The sequence below is a fragment of the 'Camptotheca acuminata' phytoplasma genome, assembly GCF_041276565.1.
In the GTDB taxonomy this organism is placed as follows: Bacteria; Bacillota_I; Bacilli_A; order Acholeplasmatales; family Acholeplasmataceae; genus Phytoplasma.
Genome location: NZ_JBGGGR010000002.1, coordinates 1 through 21,349, shown reverse-complemented (window position 1 = coordinate 21,349; position 21,349 = coordinate 1). Strand labels below are relative to the sequence as shown.

Here is a 21,349-nt window from a genome sequence, read left to right as displayed (position 1 = left end):
ATATTTTTTAAATTTTTTAAAAAAATATCAAAAAAAAATTATTTTAGTTATTAGTAAAATAGATATTTTAAAAAATAAAACAGCCATTGATAAAATTATTTTAAGTTATACTCAAGAATTTGATTTTGACGCTGTCGTTCCTATATCTAGCGTTAATAAACAAAATTTAGAAATTTTAAAAGATAATGTTTTATCTCTATTAAATGAGGGAAAACTTTTGTTTCCAATAGAAACTAAAACAAATATAACGCAAGAAAAATTAATCACAGAATTATTAAGAGAAAAATTCTTTTTTTATTTAGATAAAGAATTACCTCATGTTTGTCGGAATGTGTTAGAAAAAACAGAATTAACTGAAGCCCAAGTGCCTAATGTTATCAATGTTTTAATTTTTGTCCCTAAAATTAATCAAAAAAAAATTTTAATAGGCCATAATGGTGAGAATTTAAAAAAAATTCGGATCGCTGCTCAAAGAGATATCAAAAAGGTTTTAAAAATGAAAATTAATTTAAAATTATGGGTTAAAATAGATTCTGATTCCTTACGTAAACAAAACGTTTCTTTATGATTCATTTAGAATTTAAAAAATAATAATCGAATGGTTTAAATAATTTATGTTGAATGAAAATAAATCTACCATTTCTTTTAAAGAAATTGTGAATTTTTTAAAAAGTTCCGGTTTCGTTTTTTCAGGTAGTGAAATTTATAATGGTTTAGCAAATAGTTTCGACTATGGTCCTTTAGGTAGTTTGTTAAAACAAAATATTAAAAAAGCTTGGAAAAAAAAATTTATTCAAGAAAACGAATATAACGTTTTATTAGATAGCTCCATTATAATGAATCCGAAAGTTTGGGAAGCTTCCGGACATTTAAATTTTTTTATCGATCCTTTAGCGGAAAATAAAGATGATAATAAACGTTATAGAGCAGATCACTTAATTAAAAAACATAATAGCAAAATAGATGTGGACAAATTAAGTTATCAAGAAATGACTCAATATTTAATTCAAAATAAAATTTTAGGTACTGAAAATTGGGTTCCTGTTAAAGAATTTAATTTATTATTTCGAACATATCAAAGTTCTGTGGTAGAAAACGCTGTTCCTATATATTTAAGACCAGAAACTTGTCAAGGTATTTTTATTAATTTTAAAAATATTTTAAATTCTACTAGAAGAAAAATTCCTTTTGGAGTTGGTCAGGTGGGAAAATCTTTCAGAAACGAAATCACTCCAGGTAATTTTATTTTTCGTACTCGTGAATTTGAACAAATGGAATTAGAATTTTTTTGTCATCCGAAAGATTATTTAAAATGGTTTGAATTTTGGATTAAATATTCTTTGGATTTTCTTTTACAATTAGGAATTGATCTGGATAAATTAAAAAGAAAAAATTATGATTCCAGTGAATTAAGTCATTATTCGAATGCTACTACTGATATTTTATTTCGTTTCCCTTGGGGTTTTGATGAATTATTAGGTATCGCTTCTAGAACTGATTTCGATCTTAAAAATCATCAAAAACATTCTAAAAAAGATTTACAATATTTTGATATGGAAACTAAAGAAAAATATTGGCCTTTCGTTATCGAACCTTCTTTGGGTGTTGAAAGATTATTTTTATCTATTGTCATTAATGCTTATCAAATAGAAAAATTAGATAATAAAAAAACAAGAGAAGTTTTGAAATTACACCCTTTTTTAGCTCCTTATAAATTAGCTATTTTACCTTTAATTAAAAAAGTACATAATCAAAAAGCAAAAGAAATATATCGTCGATTATCTTCTTTTTTTGAAGTAGATTATGATGAAAGTCAAAGTATAGGTAAAAGATATCGTAGACAAGATATGATCGGTACTCCCTTTTGTTGTACCATTGATGACGAGAGTTTAAGCCAAAATACAGTTACTATAAGAGATAGAAATACTTTATTACAAGAAAAAATAAAAATTGATGAAATTAAAAATTATATAGAAAACAAAATAACATTTTAATTTATATATCTAAAAAAGGTATTCAAAAAATGAATCAAACTATTTTTGATAAATTAAATGAAGAAATCGCGATTCATGAATTAGTTGAGAAAAGTGACGTGGTCTTAAAAAGAAAAGGCAAAAACTTTATGGGTTTATGTCCTTTTCATTCGGAAAAAACCCCTTCCTTTTCGGTTTCGGTCGAAAAAAATATCGCGGTTTGTATGGCTTGTCGAAAAGGTGGTAAACCCCTAACCTTTTATAGTCAACTGAAACAAATCCCCTTACCAGAAGCCGCCCAACAACTAGCGGAACTTTTTAATTTTGATTTTTTAAAAAAGAAAATAGCTATTAATCCTTTAACAGAAATTTTAAATTTAACTCAAAATTATTTTCAAAAATCTTTATTCATGATTTTAGAAAAAGAAGAATACCAAGACCACCCTGTAAGAAATTATTTATTGAACGAAAGAAAATTAACAATTGATTTAATTAAAGAATTCAAGATGGGCTACGCTTATGATAGTCAAAACGCTTTAACAGGGTATCTTTTAAAAAAAGGGTTCAAAACAAAAGATTTACTGACTTTAGGTTTAATTCAAGAAAATATTTTTTTTGACAAAAACCAACCTCAAGAAAATCAAAACCCTTATTATGATTTTTTTAAAGACCGCATTATTTTTCCTATCACGAACTTAGAAGGAAAAACAGTCGGCTTCTGTGGACGCACCTACAACAACAAACAACAAGCTAAATATCTCTTTAACATTCAAAATAAATTATTTCAAAAAAATAATCTTTTGTATCGCTTTCACGAACATCAAAAAGAAATCGAAGAAAAAAAAGAGCTCTTTTTATGTGAGGGTTTTTTTGACGTCATCGCTTTTTATCAAATCGGGATGAAAAACACCGTCGCCACTCTAGGAACCAATCTCAACCAACAACAAGCTGCTTTTTTAAAAACCAAAGTAAAAAAAATTATTCTTTCTTTTGACGGTGATAAAGCCGGACAAGAAGCGAACCAAAAAGCCGCGGAATTATTAAATAAAAACAAAATCATCACTAAAATTTTTGTTCTTCCGGAGGGAAAAGACCCGGATCAATATATTTCAGATAACATAAGGGATATCAATTTTTTAAAAGACAACATCCACACCTGCATCAAAGATTATATTTTTTATCATCTCGAAGAATTAAAACAACAAGATTTAAGTATTAATCAAATTCAAAAAAAAATAGGAAAAATATTGCAAAATCATGATATAATTACTATGGAATATTATCAAAAAAAAATATACGAGAAGTTTAATGAACAAATTAATTTAGTTCCAGGTAAAGATTTAGCAAAAGAATACATTATATTTTTAGAAAAACAAAAAGACAAAATGTTTGTTGAAGGCGAAATTCCAGTTGATTTAAAATCGATATCTTTGTTATCTTCTATATTTAAACTTGTAAAACATCAATCAAATAATTTTATTGCTTGGGTCGAAACTATTTTAGAAAAACTTTATGATGAATATTTAGAATTAATTGAACCGGATGTTTTGGAATTAATTCGCGGCATTAAAAAATATTTTCTTGAAGAAATAGAAAATCTTGAGATAAAAGAATTTAAATTTGCAATTTTTAAAACATTCTTGCAAAGTAATTTAGAGGATAAATTTAATAATTCTGAAAAGATATATCATTTATTATCTAAAGTAGAAAAAAATTTATTTTTAGACAATAAAAAAACAATCAAAAGAGAAGACTTTTTAAAACAACTTTTTTTACCTTTCGCGCTAAAAAAGAAACTTTTGGAAATAAATAGAATAAAAAAAGCAATTCGAGAATTCAAAGAGAAATTATTTGAAACAGATAAAGAGATAAATCAAGAAGAAAAAGATAATCTTAAACAACTTGAAAACGAGTTTAAACAAAAAAATGAAGAATTTAAACAACAAATTCTTGACATAGATAACAACTTAAATGATAAAAATGAAGAAGACGCTACAAGAATATAAAATATTAATTAAAAAATTATATAAAAAAATAAAAATGTATTGTAATTAAAATAAAATAATATATTATTTTATTGTGAGAAGTTTAATAATTAATTTATTTTTTTATTATTTTCTTTTATAGTGTAATTTTGAAATTATTGAAATAAAAAAAGGGGTCTTAATTATGAATTTGAGAAAAGTTTTCAAAAAAATTTATAAAAACCATCATTTATTTTTGGAACAAGAAGTCAAATTTATACCAATAACTTCTTTTCAACAAAAAAATAAATTGTTAGATTCTTTTTATAAAGATGAAGATGTTTTTAATAAAAAAATTATTAAATTTTTTACTATGTCTCAAAAAAAATTCAAAATCAAAAATAACAGTTCCAAAAAAATAAAATCATCTAAGGTCAATGCATTCGATGAATTATACGCTAAAAAAAATACTATTACTCCTGAAGAAGAATTGTTAAAAAAAGATTTGAATGTTAATAACACTCCAAATTCAGCTCAAATAAGCGATCCTATTAAAATGTATTTAAAAGAAATTGGGCAAATCCCTTTGTTAACTTTAGAAGAAGAAAAAATTCAAACTAAATTACTTTATGCAGGTGCGCAAGCTAAGAAAAAATTAGAAAAATATAATAATCAAGACATAAGCTTGACTACAGAACAATTAGAAGAAATTAATAAAAAAATAAAAGACGGCAATAGAGCAAAAAATAAATTAGTCGAAGCTAATTATCGTTTAGTTGTTTCAATCGCTAAACGTTATATAGGAAGAAAAATTTTATTTTTGGATTTAATTCAAGAAGGCAACATGGGTTTGATGAGAGCTGTAGAAAAATTTGATTATACAAAAGGTTGCAGAGTTACTACTTACGCTACTTGGTGGATAAGACAAGCAATTACAAGAGCAGTAGCTGATCAAGCTAGAACTATTAGAATACCAGTACATATCATCGAAACAATGAATAAAATTTCTAGATTTAGAGGCAAAATGACACAAGATTTATTACGTAAAGTAAAAAATGAAGAATTAGCTGAAAAAATGCAAATCGATGAAAAACAAATTATTGATATTCAAATGATCGAAAAAGAAACTATTTCGCTAGAAACATCAGCTAGAGAAGAAGATGATTCATCTTTAGGTGATTTCATTAACGATCCTAACACTATTTCGCCACATAATTACATGTTGCAAGAGATGTTAAAAAAAACTTTAGATGAATCTTTAGAAGAAAATTTAACAGATAAAGAAGAACAAGTGTTAAAAATGCGTTATGGTTTAACAGACGGACATATTTACACTTTAGAAGAATTAGGACATAAATTTGGAGTTACACGAGAAAGAATTCGTCAAATAGAATCTAAAGCTTTAAGACGTTTAAGAAGCCCTTCAAAACAAAATAAATTAAGAATGTTATACAACAATATTACTCAAAAATGAAAAGAATTGACTTTATCGCTTCTTTGATTAAAGGTTATAATACAGTTTTAGATATAGGAACAGATCATGGTTTAGTTTTAAAAAAAGCTTTAGATTTGAAATATATCCAAAAAGGAATCGCTTCCGATAATAAAGCGAAACCATTAGAAAAAGCAAAACAAAATTTAAAAAATTATCCTGTTGAATTCTATTTAAGTGATGGTTTTGAAAAAATAGATGTTTATTTTGATTTAGCTTTAATTTGTGGAATGGGCCCGAATACTATTTCACAAATTTTATCTAAATATTATTATAAAAATAAATATTTGTTATTAGGATGCCAAGGCAAAGTTAATTATTTAATCGAATGGTTAAAATTAAATAATTTTGTTATTTTAGAGTATTATAATTTTTATGATAAATTTAATTATCTTTTTTTAAAAGTTTTTAAGTAAAATTCATTTTTTTTAAAAACTGTTTTCAATAAAATTGAAAAAAATATAATATTTCAAGGTATAATATAAATTGATTAATAAAAAAAAGTTTGAGTAGCTCAGTAGGACAGAGCAGCGGTCTTCTAAGCCGTCGGTCAGGGGTTCGAATCCCTTCTCAAACGCCATTTTTAATTGTTTTTATATTTATTTCATGTATTTTAATTATATAAATATTAAATTTTTGAAAAATAATTTTTGCTCTTAAATAAATATTTAGTTAATTATTTATTTAAGAGCAAAAAAACGGAGATGAAAACATGGCTGTTCCTTTTAGAAGAACTGGTAAAACCGCAAAAAGAAAAAGACGTACTCATTATAAATTAAAAAGTCCTAGTTTAATTATTTGTCCTGAGACTAATAATTTTACTTTATCACATCGTGTAACTTTAAGTAGCCCTTACTATAAAAATAAATTAGTGGAATTCAAAATTAAAAATAAAAATAAAGAAAAAAATAATTAATTTTATTTTTTTTAATTTTATTTAAATCATATTATTTTCATTATTAAAATAAAAAAATATTTTTCTTAGTGAAATTTATATTAACTGTAATTATAAATTTGTTTTAGTAAAGAAATAAAATGAATATTTTCGATTTGAATTACATTCAATTTTTTTCAATTATGTGATTAATAAAATTATCATAAAATTAAATTTTTATATTTTTTAATAGAAAAAGTGAGATTAATTATTTTTCGTTTGAAGAAAATTTAATTTAACGTCAAACCAAAAATAATTTATTCATCGACTATATAAAAAAAGAAATAATTTTTAATTTTATGATTTTTTTATTTTATTATTTTTTTATTTTATTATTTTTTTATTTTATTATTTTTTTATTTTATTATTTTTTTATTTTATTATTTTTTTATTTTATTATTTTTTTATTTTATTATTTTTTTATTTTATTATTTTAATAAATTTTTTGAAAATAAAATGAGGAAATAAAATATTAACTATAAATTCGATTTCAGTCTTCGAAAAAGAAATATTTTCGATATGATTATTTATAGTATTCATTAAAAATTAATATAGAAATATAGTTTATTTAAGATAAAATTAAAATTGAATTAATCCCCCTATTAGTGAATTTATAAATAAAAAAGATTGAAATTGATAAATAAGGAAAGAGTGATTTTTAAATGAAAAAAATGACTTTCAGTGAAATCAAAAAAACATGGTTAAATTTTTTTATTAATAAAAAACATCATTTAGAAAATTCTGTTTCCTTAATTCCTGATTCTTCTGACGAAAGTTTATTATGGGTTAACGCTGGGATTGTTCCTTTAAAAAAGTATTTTGATGGTTCTCAAAAAGTTTCTTTTCCGAAAATAGTAAATATTCAAAAATGTTTAAGAACTAGTGATATTGAAAAAGTAGGAAAAAGTATGTTTCATCATACTTTTTTTGAAATGTTAGGTAATTTTTCAATAGGTGATTATTTCAAAAAAGAAGCTATTGATTTTGCTTATGAATTATTAATGTCTGATAAATTTTTTGGTTTACCTCAAGAAAAATTATATATTACTTATTTTGATAAAGATTTAGAAACATATCATTTATGGTTAGATAAAGGAATTAGTTCAGATCATTTGATCCCTTTTAAAAATAATTTTTGGGAAATTGGTGAAGGTCCTTGTGGTCCTTGTACAGAAATTTTTTTTGATAGAGGGAATAAATATAATTCTAAAGGAATAGAACTTATTATTGAAGATATTTCGAATAATCGTTTTGTTGAAATTTGGAATATCGTTTTTTCTCAGTATAATAGCGAATCAGGAAAAAATAGAGAAAATTATTCAGAATTACCAAGTAAAAATATTGATACAGGTGCTGGGTTAGAACGTTTAGCTTGTGTATTACAAGAAACAGAAACTAATTTTGAAACAGATCTTTTTTGGCCTATCATTGAAAAAATTAGTTTTTTAAGTAAAAAAAAATATTCTGAGAAAAAAGAATTTTTTAAAATTATCGCTGATCATATTAAAACTTTAGTTTTTGGTCTTGGCGATGGCGTGATATTTTCTAATATCGGAAGAGGATATATTTTAAAAAAAATTTTAAGAAGAGCTTTTTTTCAAGGACAAAAATTAAATTTAACAGCCCCTTTTTTATTTCAATTGGTTTCAGTCGTGATCGATCTTATGGAAGAATTTTATCCTTATTTAAGAAACAAACAAACGATTATCGAAAATATGATTAAAAAAGAAGAAGATAAATTTTTATTTCATTTAGAAAAAAGTGCTAAATTATTTCAAAAATTAGTTTCTGATAAATTTTTATCAGGAGAGAATTTTTTTAAACTTTATGACACTTACGGCTTACCGAAAGAAATGATTCTAGAATATGCTCAAATGAATAATTTACAGGTAGATGAAAAAGAATTTGAAATTTATTTAACAAAACAAAAAGAATTATCACGTGAAAACAGTAATATTAAAAACAACATGAATATTCAAAAAGAATTGTTTATGAATTTTAAAGATAAAAGTGATTTTATTGGTTATAATATTTTTGAGACAAAGACAAAAATTCTTAAATTATTTGATGAAGGTATTGTTTTAAGTCGAACTCCCTTTTTCCCTATTATGGGAGGACAAAAATCTGATTCAGGTCAAATTAACGGGTTACAAGTAACGAAAGTCATCAAATTGCCAAATAATCAATTTTTACATCAATTTAATGAATCGTTTCAAAATCTTTTGTCAGAAGGACAAGAAGTCTTAGCTTCTATTGATTTACCAAAAAGAAAAAAAACTTCTTTGAATCATACTGCTACTCATTTATTGCAAGATGTTTTAAGATATTCTTTAGATGAAAATATTTTATTTAAAGGTTCTTCTTTGGATGACCAATTTTTAAGAATAGATTTTTCTTATTACCGTAATTTGTCACAGGAAGAATTATTTCAAATAGAAAATAAAGTTAACGAATTTATTGAAAAAAAAGAACCAGTGATCATTCGAGAAATGCCTTTCGCTGAAGCGATCAAACAAAAAGCTCAATTTATCGAAAACAAAACTTATCCTGAAATAGTAAGAGTCGTGCGGATAGGAGATTTTTCGATTCAATTATGTGGTGGTACACATGCTTCCAACACAGAAGAATTAAAACGTTTTGTTATTTTAGATTACAAATTAATTGGTTCAGGAATTTATCGTGTCGAAGCCACTTCAGGTCATAATGTAAGTTTTTTTTTAAAAGAAAAATTAAGTTCTTTATTCTTAGAAGAAAAACAAATTTTACAAAAAATAGAAAAAATCAAAAATGATAATTCAACTCTTGACCAATCTTTTTTTCAAATAGACCAAAATTTAATTTCAAATATAAAATATAACAGTTATAAAGATATACAAAATTATAAAAGTCATTTGGATTCTTTGAGAAAACAATTTGGCAAAATGAAAAAATACATTTCACAAAAACAGAACGAAAAAATTTTAAAAGAGATTGATAATTTTATACCTCGTCAAATCGAAAAACAAATAATGATTATCATTGATGACGATCAAGACATAAGTGGAGACATTTTAAAAGTTTTACTAGATAAATTATTTCAAAAAATAAATAATGATTTCTTGTGTTTATGTCATAAAAAAACAGATCAATTTATTTTTTTATGTAAAAGTAAAACGATCAACGCGAATGGTTTTATTCAAAAAATTAATCTAACGATAAATGGTCGAGGTGGCGGAAATAATCATTTCGGACAATCATTTAGTCGTGATATAAACAAATTTGATCAATTTAAAAACAATTGGAAAAAATTTTTATGAAAAAAAAAGATGCTTTTTTAGGTTTGGATTTAGGAGAAAAGACTTTAGGGGTTTCTATTTCTGAATTCGGTATTTTTGTTAATAATTTAAAAACCATTTTTTTTCGTTTAAATCAATATAATGAATTAATTAAGCCTTTATTTGAAATTATTGAGAAATTTCAAATTACTAAAATTATTTTAGGGTATCCGAAACATATGAATAACGATGTAGGAATTAAGGCTAAAATTAGTATTAATTTTCTTGAATTAATGAAAAAAAAATTTGATTGTGTAGAAATTATTTTATGGGACGAACGTTTAACAACAAAACAAGCATATCGATTTTTACGTGAAGGACGTTGTAAAAAAAAGAAAATTAAAGAAATAAAAGATCAAATGGCAGCATCTATTATTTTACAAAATTTTTTGAATTATCATAACAGTCGTTTTAGAGAATAAGAAAATTAAAGAATAAAATTTTATCTTATGTTGATGTCAGAAAAAAAACAAGATTATTTAAAAAAATTAAAAAAAATTTCTTTAAAAAATAAAATCCCTATTATTCAAGATGATACTTTATTATTTTTGAAAAAATTCATTAAGAGAAATAAAATAATCAATATTTTGGAAATAGGAACAGCTATTGGTTATAGTGCACTTGGTATGAGTAATGAAAACAACCAAATTGATACTATTGAGAGAGATTATAATAAATATAAATTAGCTTTAGATTTTTTTCATGAAGGTGTATTCAATATTAAATTCATTTGGGCTGAAGCCTTTTTTTATCAAGCTACTCAAAAATATGATCTCGTCTTTATCGACGCTTCCAAATCACAATACGAAAAAATATTTCAAAAATATAGTGTTTTTTTAAATGATAATGGTTTTATTATATGTGATAATTTAAATTTTCATAATTTAAATGTTGATGATCCTAATTTATCAAGAAGTACGAAACGTTTAATTGTTAAATTAAATGAATTTATGACGTTTTTAAAAAATAATAATTCTTTTAAAACTTTGTTTTTAAACATTGGAGACGGGTTAAGCGTTTCACAAAAAATAAATAAAAAATAAAAGGAAAAGAAATGAAAAAAAATTACGAATTAACTCAATCAGGTTTAGATAAATTAAAAGAAGAACTAGATTACTTAAAAAATGTTAAAAGAAATGAAAATTTAGCGGCTATTAAAGAAGCTAGAGAACAAGGTGATTTAAGTGAAAACGCTGATTACAGTGCAGCTCGTGATGAACAAGTTTTTATAGAATCACGTATTACAGAAATTAAAAATATTTTAAAAAATGTGCAAATTATTAAAACTTCTGACAACAATAAAGAAATTAATATCGGAAAAAAAGTTTTAATTCAATTTTTAGATAATATGAAAGAAGAATATATTCAATTAGTAGGGGTTTTAGAAGTTAATCCTTTCGATAATAAAATATCTATTGAATCACCTATCGGCCAAAGTCTTCAAGGTTATAAAGAAGGGGAACAAGTTTTAGTTAAAACAGAAACAGGAAAAAGTTTTAAAGTAAATATTTTGAAAGTGGAATAAAATGATCAATAAATATAAATATTCACCTTCGTTTTATTATGAATCTATTTTTGATATTCCTTATGATTTTTTTTATAATCAAAAAAAAATCAAAGCATTATTTTTTGATTTAGATAATACTTTATTAAGGCCTGAAGAAAAAAAATTAAATGACGCAACTCAAATAATTTTAAAAAAATTAAGTTTAAAATTTCAAATAGTGATCATTTCGAACGCTTCTTTTAAAAAATTAAAAAATATTATTTCTATGGAATATTTAAATTATATCTATTTAAATTTTTTTCGTAAAAAACCTTCTCATTGGGGTTTACAAAAAGCTTTAACATCATTTAATCTTAATCACGATGAAGTTGTTATGATCGGAGATCAATTAAGAACAGATATTTTAAGTGCTAATAAAATGAATATTCTTTCTATCTTGGTAAAACCTTTAGATAAAGAAAAAGAATCTTTAATTACCAAATTATCTCGTTATTTCATAGAAAAAAGATTTATTTCGAAAATAAAAAAAATCGATTCTCAAGAATATAATAGAAAATTTAAAAATTTTCTTTAATTTTTTTATTTTTTTGCTTCGATGATGATAATTTGTTTTAAAAAGAGATTTAATATTATTTAAAAAGAATTTAATATTTTGAAAAAGTGAATATAAAAAATATGTTGCATATTATTTCCGGAAAATATAAAGGTTTTAAATTATATCCAGTTCCTTCTCCAAAAACTAGAAGTACTTCCCATTTGTTGAGAAAAATTTTATTTGATACAATCGGTTCTTTAGTTCAAGATAGTATAGTTTTGGATTTATTTTCTGGTTCTGGTGCTTGTGGTTTCGAAGCTTTAAGTAGAAGTGCTAAAGAAATTTATTTAGTGGATAATTTTTATTTATCTTTTCGAATTATGAAAAAAAATAAAATGAAATTAAAATTAAATGAAAATGAAGCACATATTTTTTACGGCGACGCTTTTCAAATGTTAAAAAAGTTTATTCAAAAAAATATTTTTTTTGATTTAATTATCATCGATCCGCCTTATTTTTCTGATTTTTATTTGTTACTGTTTCAATATTTAAACCAAGTGACTTCTGAAGAAGCTTTAGTGGCGGTCGAAACACATTATAAAACTTTATTATCTAACGAAATCGAGAATTTTGTTTTATTCAAAATAAAAATCAGTGGAAATAAAAAAATAACTTTTTATAAAAAAAATTTTTTTTAAAATTTTATTTTTTTATTTATTATTTGGTTTATTTATTATATACTATATTAATAGTAGTTTATTTTTTACTTGAAATAAATTAAAAAAAGGTTAAAATTATCATGTCATCTGTTTTAATAGGAATTATATTTTTTATTTTAGGAACTATAATAGGAACTTTAATTTCATTTTTTGGATTTCGAAGATATTTCGAAAAAAATCCTCCTATTACAGAAAAACAAATCAAAATAATGTTTAAACAAATGGGAAGAAACCCAGGAGAAAAACAAATAAAACAAATTATGTCTAATATTAAAAATCAAAAGTAATAGAGAAGAATAATTTTTATGAATAGTTTGATGAATAGCAGTCTATCTTGGTTTGTAGTTGTTTTTTTAATTTCTACGATTATTGTCTTTTTTATGAATTTTGTTTACAATTCAAGAGAAAATAATAAAATTATCAATTATTTAACTCAAATATCTAGAATATCTAGTTTCGAACAAGAATTATTTAAAAGTATTTTAAAAGAATATAAAGAAAATAAATTCACTTTAACCAAAAAACATACCATTACCAAAAAATGGATTGATTTGAAAATAGTGATTAAATTAGAGGAAAATAAAAATAATCCTTTACAATTTGTTTGTTATTTAAACAAAAAAGTTTTTCGTTTGATACAAAAAAATAACAAGTTAAAACAACTATATTTATAAAAATTTTTTGATTAAAAAATTTTTGAATCAAAATTCAATTTGATTTTATTTTATGTTATAAAACAAACAGTTACATTATAAAAAAAACATAATTGTTTTATAAAACATAATTATGTTATAAAAAAAATAATAAAGGGAATTTATTAATTATGAATGAATTACAAATTACTGCTTATCATGAAGAAAAATTTCAAGATATTGGTATTATTAAAAATGGTTTAAAAACTAAGTTAGTTTCTGTGTTTATGAATGATGAAGCAAGTATTAGTACTCCTGATGAACTTTTTTCTATTTCTTTGCTTATGTGTTTTTACAAAACTACTAAAAAGATTTTAACTTTGAAAAAACAAAAATCTATCGATATTAAAGTTAAAGTGAACTGTAATACTGTCAAAGATAAAGAAGGTTATTTTTTTAAAATTGATTTATCTTGTGGTATCGATGGCTTAACTGCATCCGAAACTAAAGAAATTATGGAATTGACTCATAAATATTGTCCTGTTTCAAAAATGTTAGGTGATTATCATCATTTTTCATTTGTTCCTGTTACTTATGAAGAACTATAAAATTCGACACATTAAAAAATAATTTTATTCAACGATATTTTTTATTTTTTGATATAAAAAAATCTTTGAATATAAATAAAAAGACAAGGAATAATAAAATGGAAAGATTTTTATTAAAAAAATTAATAATTATTTCTTTTTTTTTGGCAATTTCATTTATTATAGAAATGGCATTTACAAAGGTTTTTTTTGGTGATCTATGTCAAACTTCTTTTTTAAAATTAGAATTATTACCTCTTTTTTTAATAGGTTTTTTTTTCGGTTTCAAATATAGTTTTTTTTCTATTTTATTATATAGTATTTTGCATATTTTTTTAGAAAGTATTCCGGCTATTCATCAACATAATTTATTAAAACATTTTTCAGATAATATGTCTTTAGTTATAGGTATTTTTATTTTTATATTTATCATACCTTATTTATTATGTTCTTTGACAAGTTTTTTTAGTTTTTATGTTGAAAAAGATTCCAAAATTGTTTATAAAAATAAAAATATTTTTTTAAGTTTAATATTAACAACTATTTTACAGATTATTTCGTATGCTATTTTTGTTTTTTTATTTTATGGTTCAGATAAATTTATTAAAATTATGCATATGAAAAAATTTACTTCGTTTAATAGTAATGGTTTTTTAGTTTTTTTATATTTTTTTCTATCAATTATATGTACCAATTCTATTATTGTTTTTTGTATAATTTTTTTGAAAAAAATTTTCAAAGAAAATATTGATTTAATTTATTTGCAATAAGATTATTTCGATTGTTTGATGATTTTTATATAAAATAATTTATTATTTTGATATAATCTAGCCGAGGACGATAAGAAAAAGGTATTTGATATAACTTTTCTACAAAAATTTTATAATTTATACTTTTCTTTTTGTTATTGGCGATATAGTCAGTTAAAAAATCAATAGGGAGATAAAAATATTTATCATATTGTTTAAAATTGATAATAAAAAAAGCTATTCCTTTAAATTTTTTGATTTGTTCTAAATTATTTATTTGATGTTGCGGGATGTTCTTTAAAGAAAAACTAGTTTTATGGTTTGTTTCTTTAACATCAAAACATATATATTTACCGCGATAAATTCCTTGATAATCAGGAAGCGAATTGATATGATAATAAGCTTCTGTTATTTTAGCTTTTTGTCTTGAAGGATAATTAGTTTTCACTACTTGTATAGAGATCTCATTTTTAAAAACAAGGGCTATATTTTGTTCCTTATAGAAAGCATTAGTTAAAATAATATCTTTTTCTAAGGTATTTCCTAAACCACTTTTATTTAATATTTTTTTTTCTTCTTTTTTTTTAAAAAAAGGATAAGGGTATTGAAACATTTTTTTATTTTTCCTTCATTAAAATTTATGTTACTTATGAAATAAAATTAATAACAATATCTATAATAATATTATATTTTTTTGTATTATATTTTAAAATGTTTTATTTTTTTATAAAAATAAATAAACAAGGAGTTTTAAAGCGTGCAAGATGTTAGTTTTTCTGTATTAGGAGGAATAGGCGAAAATGGAAAAAATTTATATTTATTAAAAATAAAATCTTCTTATTTTGTTTTGGATTCTGGTTCTAAACATCCTAATATTACTTCTGTTCATGGTATAGATTCAGTTATTCCGGAATATACTGTTTTAGAAGATGTTCACTCGCAAATTCAAGGTATTTTCATTACTTCTGCTTTAGAAACACATTCGGGTGCTTTATCTTATTTAATTAAATATTTAAAAGTCCCAATTTATGCTTCTGATTTTGTTATAGATGTTGTTGAAGCTAATTTAGAACAATATAATGAATCATTAAATATTGAAGAATTTGATTTTAAAACCATAAATGAAAATATCGTCATTGATTTAGAGGATACTAAAGTTTCTTTTTTTGGGATATCTCATTTTTTACCTGAAACTTTAGGATTAGCTTTTGAAACAGAACACGGTTCTATAGTTTATGTTAGCGAAATGTATTTTTTACAATTCCAAAATAAAAATTTTAAAACTAATTTTTCTGCTTTATCAAAATTAGGTTCCCAAAAAGTTTTATCTTTAATGACAGCCTCACAAGGGATTTATAATGTTGCCTCCGCGAATAAAGATGAACTTTTAGAATATAATTTAAGTAGTTATTTTTCCAGTATTGAAAATAATATTATAATTTCTTTTTTAATTCCTGATTTATTAAAAATTCAATTAGTTATCGATTTAGCTATTGAATCTAATTTAAAAGTAGTTTTATTAGGAAGAAAAAATGAACCTATTATAGATATCGCTTTAAAAAAGAAATATTTAAAAATTCCGAATAATTTTTTAATCAATTTAAAAAATATGCAGGATTATTTGAAATATAAAAATTTAGTTGTTATTATAGTAGGAAAACGTTTTGAGCCTTTATATAGATTACAAAGAATGTGCAAACAAACAGATCGTTTAATGAAATTACATCCAAAAGATAAAATTTTATTATTGTCTATTGTAACCTCTGGTATTGACAAAATTCAAAATAAAACTATTGACTCTTTATCTCGTAACGGCTTTATCGTTGATGTTGTAGTGAAAGATTTATTAACATCTTATTACAATTACGAAGAAAATTTTAAATTAATGTTAGATTTATTAAAACCTAAATATCTTTTACCGATAGGTGGAGAGTTTAGACATCAATATCAAATGAAAAAAATCGCTATAAAAAATAATTTTTTAGAAAATGATATTTTTATGATGGAAAACGGCGATAGTTGGATTGTAGATAACCAAAATAGACCTCATATTCGCAAAAATTTTTTCAAAAAAATAGGAGAATTTTTAATTGATGGAATTCCTATTTCGGAAGGAAAAGATTATATTGTTAAAGATCGTGAATTATTAGCTAATGACGGTGTTATTATAATCTCTTGTAATATCAGTTTAAGATTAAGAAAAGTTTTGGGAAATATAGAAATTATCAGTAGAGGATTTTTAGATAAAGGAAAAATTTCTTCTATTGTTGATGAATTAAAAAGTTTTTTTTATAAAATCATTGAAGATTTTTTGATAAATGATAAACAAACTAAATGGATCGATTTTAAAAATTATTTAAGAGAAAAATTATCTCATTTTATTTTTAAAGTAACCAAAAAAAAACCAATTATCATTCCTGCTTTAATTACGATTGACTAATTCTTTAGAAAAGTATAACAATAAGGAAAGAACAAATAATGGATTCATCCAATAAAAATTTTGAAACAAACATAACTAAAACAGATGATATATTTTTTTACGCCTTAGGTGGTTTAGGCGAAGTAGGGAAAAATATGTATATTTTAGAAATCGAAAAAAAAATATTTATTATAGATTCAGGTATTTCCTTTTTCGGTGACTCTTTTTTAGGAATTAATTATATTATTCCTAATTATGATTATTTACTTCAAAATGAAGATAGAATCGTAGGACTCTTTATTACTCACGGGCACGAAGATCACATTGGCGGGATCCCTTTTTTATTAAAAAAAATCAAAATTCCAAGAATTTTCACAACAGGAATCGCTTATAATTTGATTGAATCGAAACTAGTGGAACATAAATTAAGTAAATACATTGCTACTATAAATAAATATTCCAATGATTCTAAATTTGTCTTTGATAATACAGAAATTTCTTTCATTAGAATGAATCACTCTATTCCTGATAATTTTGGGATCGTTTTTAATAATAAAAACAGAATTCTATTTTATACAGGAGATTTTAAAATTGATCATACACCTGTGGGACCTTTAGCTGAATATAATAAATTATTAGAATTAAATAAAAAAAATGTTTTATGTCTTTTTTCTGATTCCACTAATGCTCAAAATAAATCATCTATCAAATCCGAAAGCGAAATCGGAAAAAACATCAATAATTTGTTTTTTAAAATTAAAGGAAGAATTGTTATTGTAACATTCGCTTCGAATTTTTATCGTATTAAACAAATTATTGAAGCTAGTATTTTAACAGGTCGAAAAATAGCTGTCTTCGGTAGAAGTATGGAAAAAGCTATTGAAACAGGAATTAAAAATAATTATTTAAAAATTCCTAAAGACACTATTGTTAAAGATAATAATATTGAAAAATATAATAATATTACTTTGATTTGTACCGGATCACAAGGAGAACCATTAGCGGCTCTCAGTCGAATGGCTCAAGGGATTCATAGACAAATTAAACTTTTGAAAAAAGATACTGTTATTTTTTCTTCTTCACCGATCGCTGGAAATAAAGATGGCGTGAATAAAGTTTTAGATTTACTTTTTAAAATGGATGTCGAAGTTATTATTCATGGCGATGTTGTGGATACACATACATCAGGACACGCTTGTCAAAACGATTTAAAATTATTAATTAATTTAGTGAAGCCGAAATTTTTTGTTCCTGTTCATGGAGAACATATAATGTTATCAACTCATAAAAAATTAGCTATCGAATGTGGTATTAAATATGAAGATATTTTTATTTTAGAAAATGGAGATGTTTTATCCATTAATAATGATAAATGTGAACAACAAGAAGAAAAAATAGAAGCTAATAATGTTTATATTGATAGTTCAGGAACAGAAGATCTTGATAATGCTATTTTAAAAGAAAGAAAAATTTTAAGCGAAGAAGGATTATTTTCTATTATTATAAGTTTAGATTCGAAATATAAGAAAATTTTGAATTTACCTATGATTTTCTCTCGTGGTTTCATTTATATGAAAAGCAATAAAGAATTAATGAAAAAAATTGCTTTGGAAATTAAAAAAATAATTCAAAATTATTTATTGAAATTTGAAAAAATAAATAAACTTCATTTGAAAAAAATTATAATTAATTTCGCAACTTCTAAAATTCATGAATTAACATTAAGAAAACCTATTATTATTCCTATTATTTTAACAGTATAATTTATTATATTATTTTTATTATTTAAGATATTTTATTTAGTATATTTTTAATTTTCCTTTTTTCCATAAAATTAAATAAAAAACAATAATTAAGATCAACTTTCTAGTTGGTCTTAATTATTGTTTTGTATAAGAAACAAGTGGATTATTTGGTTTTTTAAAATTAATATATTCTAGAAAGAAAATTTAATTTTTATTATTGTTTATGAAGCGTATAACTTGTTTTTTTATCTCATAATATTAGTAATTGATATGTTTTTATTAATTATTTATTTTTTTAGTATGTAAAAACTAATAAAAAAAGATTGGAAAAAATAAATAGACAATTTAAATTTCGATTTATAAATTTGGAATAAAATTTTATACCAAAACATTTTCAAGAGTAATTCAAGTTTTTTGAATCAAAATTATAAACACAGAAAGGTTATTTTAAATAATTAAGTGAGAAATAAAGATTCGATTCCTCCTATTAAGAAATTAAAATTTTTTGTAGGGTTTTTTCTTGTTTGAATTTTATTTTTACCAACGAATCAATTAGTTTTGGCAATGTTATGTCCAACAAAAACTGAATTAAAAACAATATTACCTCCTTCAACAGAAGTTAAAGTAAATGCATTGACTAATGAAGAAGCTAAAACGGAAATCGGAAAATTAAAACCCGAATTATTAAACAAAATAACAGTTATTAATTTAAATCGAACTACAAACAAAGCTACTGTTAAATCATTAGATCACAGAGGACCAGTTGAATTACAATTAATATTAAGAACTCAAAAATCAAAATTAATAGAAGAAAAAAAGATTTAGGTATTTAGTTATATTAAATGATAACGAAGAAAATACTTTAATCGAAGCAGTCAGTACTTCAAAAAATAAAAGGCGAAACACCAAATACACTAATAATAACATATAAAATTCACATTAAACCAAACATAAAAACGCCAACAGGAGCAACATTCATTATTGAGGGTTTTAATGACGAATTCACTGTTTCTTTCACAACCAAACTAAAAGTTGTAGAATTAGAAAAAATAAAAGACAAAAAAACGACAACTATAAAAACAGTTATTAAAGTCAAAAATCCAACAATAAATGAAACAAAATTAATAATCTCTAACATAAAACAGAAACAACCGCTACAGTAACTTCTAAAGAATTAGAAGGTGAAGCAACAGTTACATTTTTAATAACACAAGACCAATTAAACAAAAAAAATCTGATGTTAAAAAGGTTTATTTTTTTTACGACAATACTGATTATTGTGATTTAACTTTAGAACTTCAATTTGATAAACAAATTGATTTTCCTACTAATAATAAAAATTGGGGCACCGATGAAGAAATACGTTATTGGTGGCGTTCTTACTCCAATTGGAGAAATCATTGGTATAAAAAGAAAGTTTCTACTGAAAAAGGTTATCTTTTGTCAAAATACGATACTCAAGGTTTTCGTTTAGATATTAATATTCATGAAAAAGATACCATTTTAAATGTTCCTTTTTATTCTGCTTATTACATTTACCAAAATGATCAAAATTTTTTAAAAATTAAAAATTTTGCTTTAAAAGAAGATTTAGGAAACGGAATTCATATTAATTATGATAAACCTTTTTTAAATTTTCATACAGATAATTTCTTAGGTAAATGGTTTAAAAAAATTTATAATGATTGGATCGGTTATATTCCAATCGTCAGCAGTGTAAGAAGCGGTATCGAATTAACAGAAGGTTTGATTCAGCGTCATGAAGAACAAATTATTGATAATGGTGTTGATTTAGTTTTAGATACGATCACTTTGGGTTATGGTAAATTTGTTACCAAAACAGAAAAAAGCGCTACTAATCTTCTTTCTAAAGAAATAAAAAAATTCGGTATTAAACAAATAAATGATAAAAACAAATTCAAGAAGATGTTAAAAAAAGAATTTCAAAAAAGATTATTAAAAAAAATTAAAGAGAAAAAAGTTCAATGGTTTAAAAATAAGTTAAAAAAGTATTTCATTGAACAAAACCCAATAATTATTAATTTAGATGAACATCATAAATTAAATATTTTACAAAAACCAAAACCTCCGTATAATAATATTAATAATACTGATTCGGTTGTGATTGTTGAACGACAAGGAACAATATCAGAACTAAAAGATATTAAGCAATTATCAAATATTTAAATAAAATTTTTTCTTTCTTTTTACTTATTGAAAAAGATTTTAAAAATAAACAAATATTTATCCAAACTATTTTAAAAATTAGTTTGGATTTTTTAGTTTGGAACTAATTATATTTCGGCATATATAGATTTTTTAAAAAAAAATTATTAATTTAAATTATTAAAAAAATTAATTTAATAATATTTTATATCATTTCAAAAAAACATTTTTTTGTTGGGTATAAATTTTTTGATTTTTATTAAATATAAACTCAATTAATCGATATTATAAAAAATAAAAAAAGACTAAAATATGAATATTAAATTTATTAAAAATATTTTGTTGAACAATTTTGTATGTGTTTTATATTTTAATAAATATTAAAAACTTTCATTTTAAAAAATATTTTTTTATATTTTTTAAAAATAATAAATTGCTAAAAAAAATATTTAAATAAAAAAACGACTGTTTAATAAGTCGTTTTTTTATTTAGTTTTTTTATTTAGTTTTTTTATTTAGTTTTTTTATTTAGTTTTTTTATTTAGTTTTTTTATTTAGTTTTTTTATTTAGTTTTTTTATTTAGTTTTTTTATTTAGTTTTTTTATTTAGTTT

22 protein-coding genes and 1 tRNA gene are annotated in these 21,349 nt (G+C 22.7%); 21 read left to right on the top strand and 2 right to left on the bottom strand.

What is annotated here, in order from left to right; all coding sequences use genetic code 11:
* The 17 genes from AB6A63_RS00500 to AB6A63_RS00420 form a co-directional block, all read left to right on the top strand.
* A partial coding sequence (locus AB6A63_RS00500) for a KH domain-containing protein (RefSeq protein ID WP_370430751.1) occupies positions 1–568 on the top strand: 568 nt, incomplete at its 5' end.
* Positions 569–614: 46 nt separating this feature from the next.
* Positions 615–1,994, top strand: a complete 1,380-nt coding sequence (locus AB6A63_RS00495; protein WP_370430750.1) for a glycine--tRNA ligase — start codon at positions 615–617, stop codon at positions 1,992–1,994.
* A 29-nt stretch (positions 1,995–2,023) separates the two neighbouring features.
* Entirely contained in the window at positions 2,024–3,979 is a 1,956-nt protein-coding gene (gene dnaG / locus AB6A63_RS00490) for a DNA primase (protein ID WP_370430749.1), read from the top strand.
* A gap of 163 nt (positions 3,980–4,142) precedes the next feature.
* Complete coding sequence (locus AB6A63_RS00485; RefSeq protein ID WP_370430748.1) at positions 4,143–5,411, top strand: sigma-70 family RNA polymerase sigma factor; 1,269 nt, start codon at positions 4,143–4,145, stop codon at positions 5,409–5,411.
* Complete coding sequence (locus tag AB6A63_RS00480; RefSeq protein ID WP_370430747.1) at positions 5,408–5,845, top strand: tRNA (adenine(22)-N(1))-methyltransferase TrmK; 438 nt, start codon at positions 5,408–5,410, stop codon at positions 5,843–5,845. Before AB6A63_RS00485 ends, AB6A63_RS00480 begins: the two co-directional genes overlap by 4 nt.
* An 87-nt stretch (positions 5,846–5,932) precedes the next feature.
* Positions 5,933–6,009 (top strand) — tRNA-Arg (locus AB6A63_RS00475).
* A gap of 132 nt (positions 6,010–6,141) precedes the next feature.
* The gene (gene rpmF / locus AB6A63_RS00470; RefSeq protein ID WP_370430746.1) at positions 6,142–6,345 is read left to right on the top strand and encodes a 50S ribosomal protein L32; all 204 of its coding nucleotides are present in this window, start codon (positions 6,142–6,144) and stop codon (positions 6,343–6,345) included.
* A 680-nt stretch (positions 6,346–7,025) separates the two neighbouring features.
* Positions 7,026–9,659: an alanine--tRNA ligase gene (gene alaS / locus AB6A63_RS00465; protein WP_370430745.1), complete on the top strand. Its 2,634-nt coding sequence runs from the start codon at positions 7,026–7,028 to the stop codon at positions 9,657–9,659.
* Positions 9,650–10,099: a Holliday junction resolvase RuvX gene (gene ruvX / locus AB6A63_RS00460; protein WP_370430752.1), complete on the top strand. Its 450-nt coding sequence runs from the start codon at positions 9,650–9,652 to the stop codon at positions 10,097–10,099. Before alaS ends, ruvX begins: the two co-directional genes overlap by 10 nt.
* A gap of 27 nt (positions 10,100–10,126) precedes the next feature.
* A complete protein-coding gene (locus tag AB6A63_RS00455) occupies positions 10,127–10,720 on the top strand; it encodes an O-methyltransferase (RefSeq protein WP_370430744.1) in 594 nt (197 codons plus the stop codon).
* Between the two features lie 11 nt (positions 10,721–10,731).
* Positions 10,732–11,202, top strand: coding sequence for a transcription elongation factor GreA (gene greA / locus AB6A63_RS00450; protein ID WP_370430743.1), 471 nt, complete (start codon positions 10,732–10,734; stop codon positions 11,200–11,202).
* Between the two features lies 1 nt (position 11,203).
* Positions 11,204–11,758, top strand: coding sequence for a YqeG family HAD IIIA-type phosphatase (locus AB6A63_RS00445; RefSeq protein WP_370430742.1), 555 nt, complete (start codon positions 11,204–11,206; stop codon positions 11,756–11,758).
* A 101-nt stretch (positions 11,759–11,859) separates the two neighbouring features.
* Positions 11,860–12,417: a 16S rRNA (guanine(966)-N(2))-methyltransferase RsmD gene (gene rsmD, locus AB6A63_RS00440; protein ID WP_370430741.1), complete on the top strand. Its 558-nt coding sequence runs from the start codon at positions 11,860–11,862 to the stop codon at positions 12,415–12,417.
* Positions 12,418–12,518: 101 nt separating this feature from the next.
* Positions 12,519–12,725, top strand: a complete 207-nt coding sequence (locus AB6A63_RS00435) for a YneF family protein (RefSeq protein WP_370430740.1) — start codon at positions 12,519–12,521, stop codon at positions 12,723–12,725.
* Positions 12,726–12,755: 30 nt separating this feature from the next.
* Positions 12,756–13,112, top strand: coding sequence for a hypothetical protein (locus AB6A63_RS00430; protein WP_370430739.1), 357 nt, complete (start codon positions 12,756–12,758; stop codon positions 13,110–13,112).
* A gap of 149 nt (positions 13,113–13,261) precedes the next feature.
* Positions 13,262–13,678, top strand: a complete 417-nt coding sequence (locus AB6A63_RS00425; RefSeq protein ID WP_370430738.1) for an OsmC family protein — start codon at positions 13,262–13,264, stop codon at positions 13,676–13,678.
* Positions 13,679–13,776: 98 nt separating this feature from the next.
* Complete coding sequence (locus AB6A63_RS00420) at positions 13,777–14,427, top strand: hypothetical protein (protein ID WP_370430737.1); 651 nt, start codon at positions 13,777–13,779, stop codon at positions 14,425–14,427.
* Between the two features lie 25 nt (positions 14,428–14,452).
* Here the strand turns inward: AB6A63_RS00420 and recU are convergent, their stop codons facing one another.
* Positions 14,453–15,019 (bottom strand): Holliday junction resolvase RecU, encoded by a 567-nt coding sequence (gene recU, locus AB6A63_RS00415; protein ID WP_370430736.1) that lies wholly within the window; start codon positions 15,017–15,019, stop codon positions 14,453–14,455.
* Between the two features lie 144 nt (positions 15,020–15,163).
* Here recU and AB6A63_RS00410 point away from each other — a divergent pair, with 144 nt between their 5' ends.
* The 3 genes from AB6A63_RS00410 to AB6A63_RS00400 all read left to right on the top strand — a co-directional run bounded on the left by AB6A63_RS00410 (position 15,164) and on the right by AB6A63_RS00400 (position 19,395).
* A complete protein-coding gene (locus tag AB6A63_RS00410; RefSeq protein ID WP_370430735.1) occupies positions 15,164–16,846 on the top strand; it encodes a ribonuclease J in 1,683 nt (560 codons plus the stop codon).
* Between the two features lie 38 nt (positions 16,847–16,884).
* Positions 16,885–18,588, top strand: coding sequence for a ribonuclease J (locus AB6A63_RS00405; RefSeq protein ID WP_370430734.1), 1,704 nt, complete (start codon positions 16,885–16,887; stop codon positions 18,586–18,588).
* A 546-nt stretch (positions 18,589–19,134) separates the two neighbouring features.
* Positions 19,135–19,395, top strand: coding sequence for a hypothetical protein (locus tag AB6A63_RS00400; RefSeq protein WP_370430733.1), 261 nt, complete (start codon positions 19,135–19,137; stop codon positions 19,393–19,395).
* 109 nt (positions 19,396–19,504) lie between these two features.
* On the opposite strand, the gene AB6A63_RS00395 is transcribed toward AB6A63_RS00400, so the two are convergent.
* Entirely contained in the window at positions 19,505–19,708 is a 204-nt protein-coding gene (locus AB6A63_RS00395) for a hypothetical protein (RefSeq protein ID WP_370430732.1), read from the bottom strand.
* 302 nt (positions 19,709–20,010) lie between these two features.
* Here AB6A63_RS00395 and AB6A63_RS00390 point away from each other — a divergent pair, with 302 nt between their 5' ends.
* The gene (locus tag AB6A63_RS00390) at positions 20,011–20,757 is read left to right on the top strand and encodes a hypothetical protein (protein ID WP_370430731.1); all 747 of its coding nucleotides are present in this window, start codon (positions 20,011–20,013) and stop codon (positions 20,755–20,757) included.
* Positions 20,758–21,349: the final 592 nt, after the last annotated feature.

What these genes read in the sequence shown, in the direction of transcription:
- AB6A63_RS00480 (WP_370430747.1), top strand. Translation starts at nt 5,408, where the DNA reads ATGAAAAGAATTGACTTTATCGCTTCTTTGATTAAAGGTTATAATACA.
- AB6A63_RS00425 (WP_370430738.1), top strand. Translation starts at nt 13,262, where the DNA reads ATGAATGAATTACAAATTACTGCTTATCATGAAGAAAAATTTCAAGAT.
- AB6A63_RS00445 (WP_370430742.1), top strand. Translation starts at nt 11,204, where the DNA reads ATGATCAATAAATATAAATATTCACCTTCGTTTTATTATGAATCTATT.
- AB6A63_RS00495 (WP_370430750.1), top strand. Translation starts at nt 615, where the DNA reads ATGTTGAATGAAAATAAATCTACCATTTCTTTTAAAGAAATTGTGAAT.
- AB6A63_RS00400 (WP_370430733.1), top strand. Translation starts at nt 19,135, where the DNA reads ATGTTATGTCCAACAAAAACTGAATTAAAAACAATATTACCTCCTTCA.
- rsmD (WP_370430741.1), top strand. Translation starts at nt 11,860, where the DNA reads ATGTTGCATATTATTTCCGGAAAATATAAAGGTTTTAAATTATATCCA.
- AB6A63_RS00405 (WP_370430734.1), top strand. Translation starts at nt 16,885, where the DNA reads ATGGATTCATCCAATAAAAATTTTGAAACAAACATAACTAAAACAGAT.
- rpmF (WP_370430746.1), top strand. Translation starts at nt 6,142, where the DNA reads ATGGCTGTTCCTTTTAGAAGAACTGGTAAAACCGCAAAAAGAAAAAGA.
- AB6A63_RS00485 (WP_370430748.1), top strand. Translation starts at nt 4,143, where the DNA reads ATGAATTTGAGAAAAGTTTTCAAAAAAATTTATAAAAACCATCATTTA.
- recU (WP_370430736.1), bottom strand. Translation starts at nt 15,019, where the DNA reads ATGTTTCAATACCCTTATCCTTTTTTTAAAAAAAAAGAAGAAAAAAAA.
- AB6A63_RS00435 (WP_370430740.1), top strand. Translation starts at nt 12,519, where the DNA reads ATGTCATCTGTTTTAATAGGAATTATATTTTTTATTTTAGGAACTATA.
- greA (WP_370430743.1), top strand. Translation starts at nt 10,732, where the DNA reads ATGAAAAAAAATTACGAATTAACTCAATCAGGTTTAGATAAATTAAAA.
- dnaG (WP_370430749.1), top strand. Translation starts at nt 2,024, where the DNA reads ATGAATCAAACTATTTTTGATAAATTAAATGAAGAAATCGCGATTCAT.
- AB6A63_RS00395 (WP_370430732.1), bottom strand. Translation starts at nt 19,708, where the DNA reads ATGTTAGAGATTATTAATTTTGTTTCATTTATTGTTGGATTTTTGACT.
- alaS (WP_370430745.1), top strand. Translation starts at nt 7,026, where the DNA reads ATGAAAAAAATGACTTTCAGTGAAATCAAAAAAACATGGTTAAATTTT.
- AB6A63_RS00455 (WP_370430744.1), top strand. Translation starts at nt 10,127, where the DNA reads ATGTTGATGTCAGAAAAAAAACAAGATTATTTAAAAAAATTAAAAAAA.
- AB6A63_RS00430 (WP_370430739.1), top strand. Translation starts at nt 12,756, where the DNA reads ATGAATAGCAGTCTATCTTGGTTTGTAGTTGTTTTTTTAATTTCTACG.
- AB6A63_RS00420 (WP_370430737.1), top strand. Translation starts at nt 13,777, where the DNA reads ATGGAAAGATTTTTATTAAAAAAATTAATAATTATTTCTTTTTTTTTG.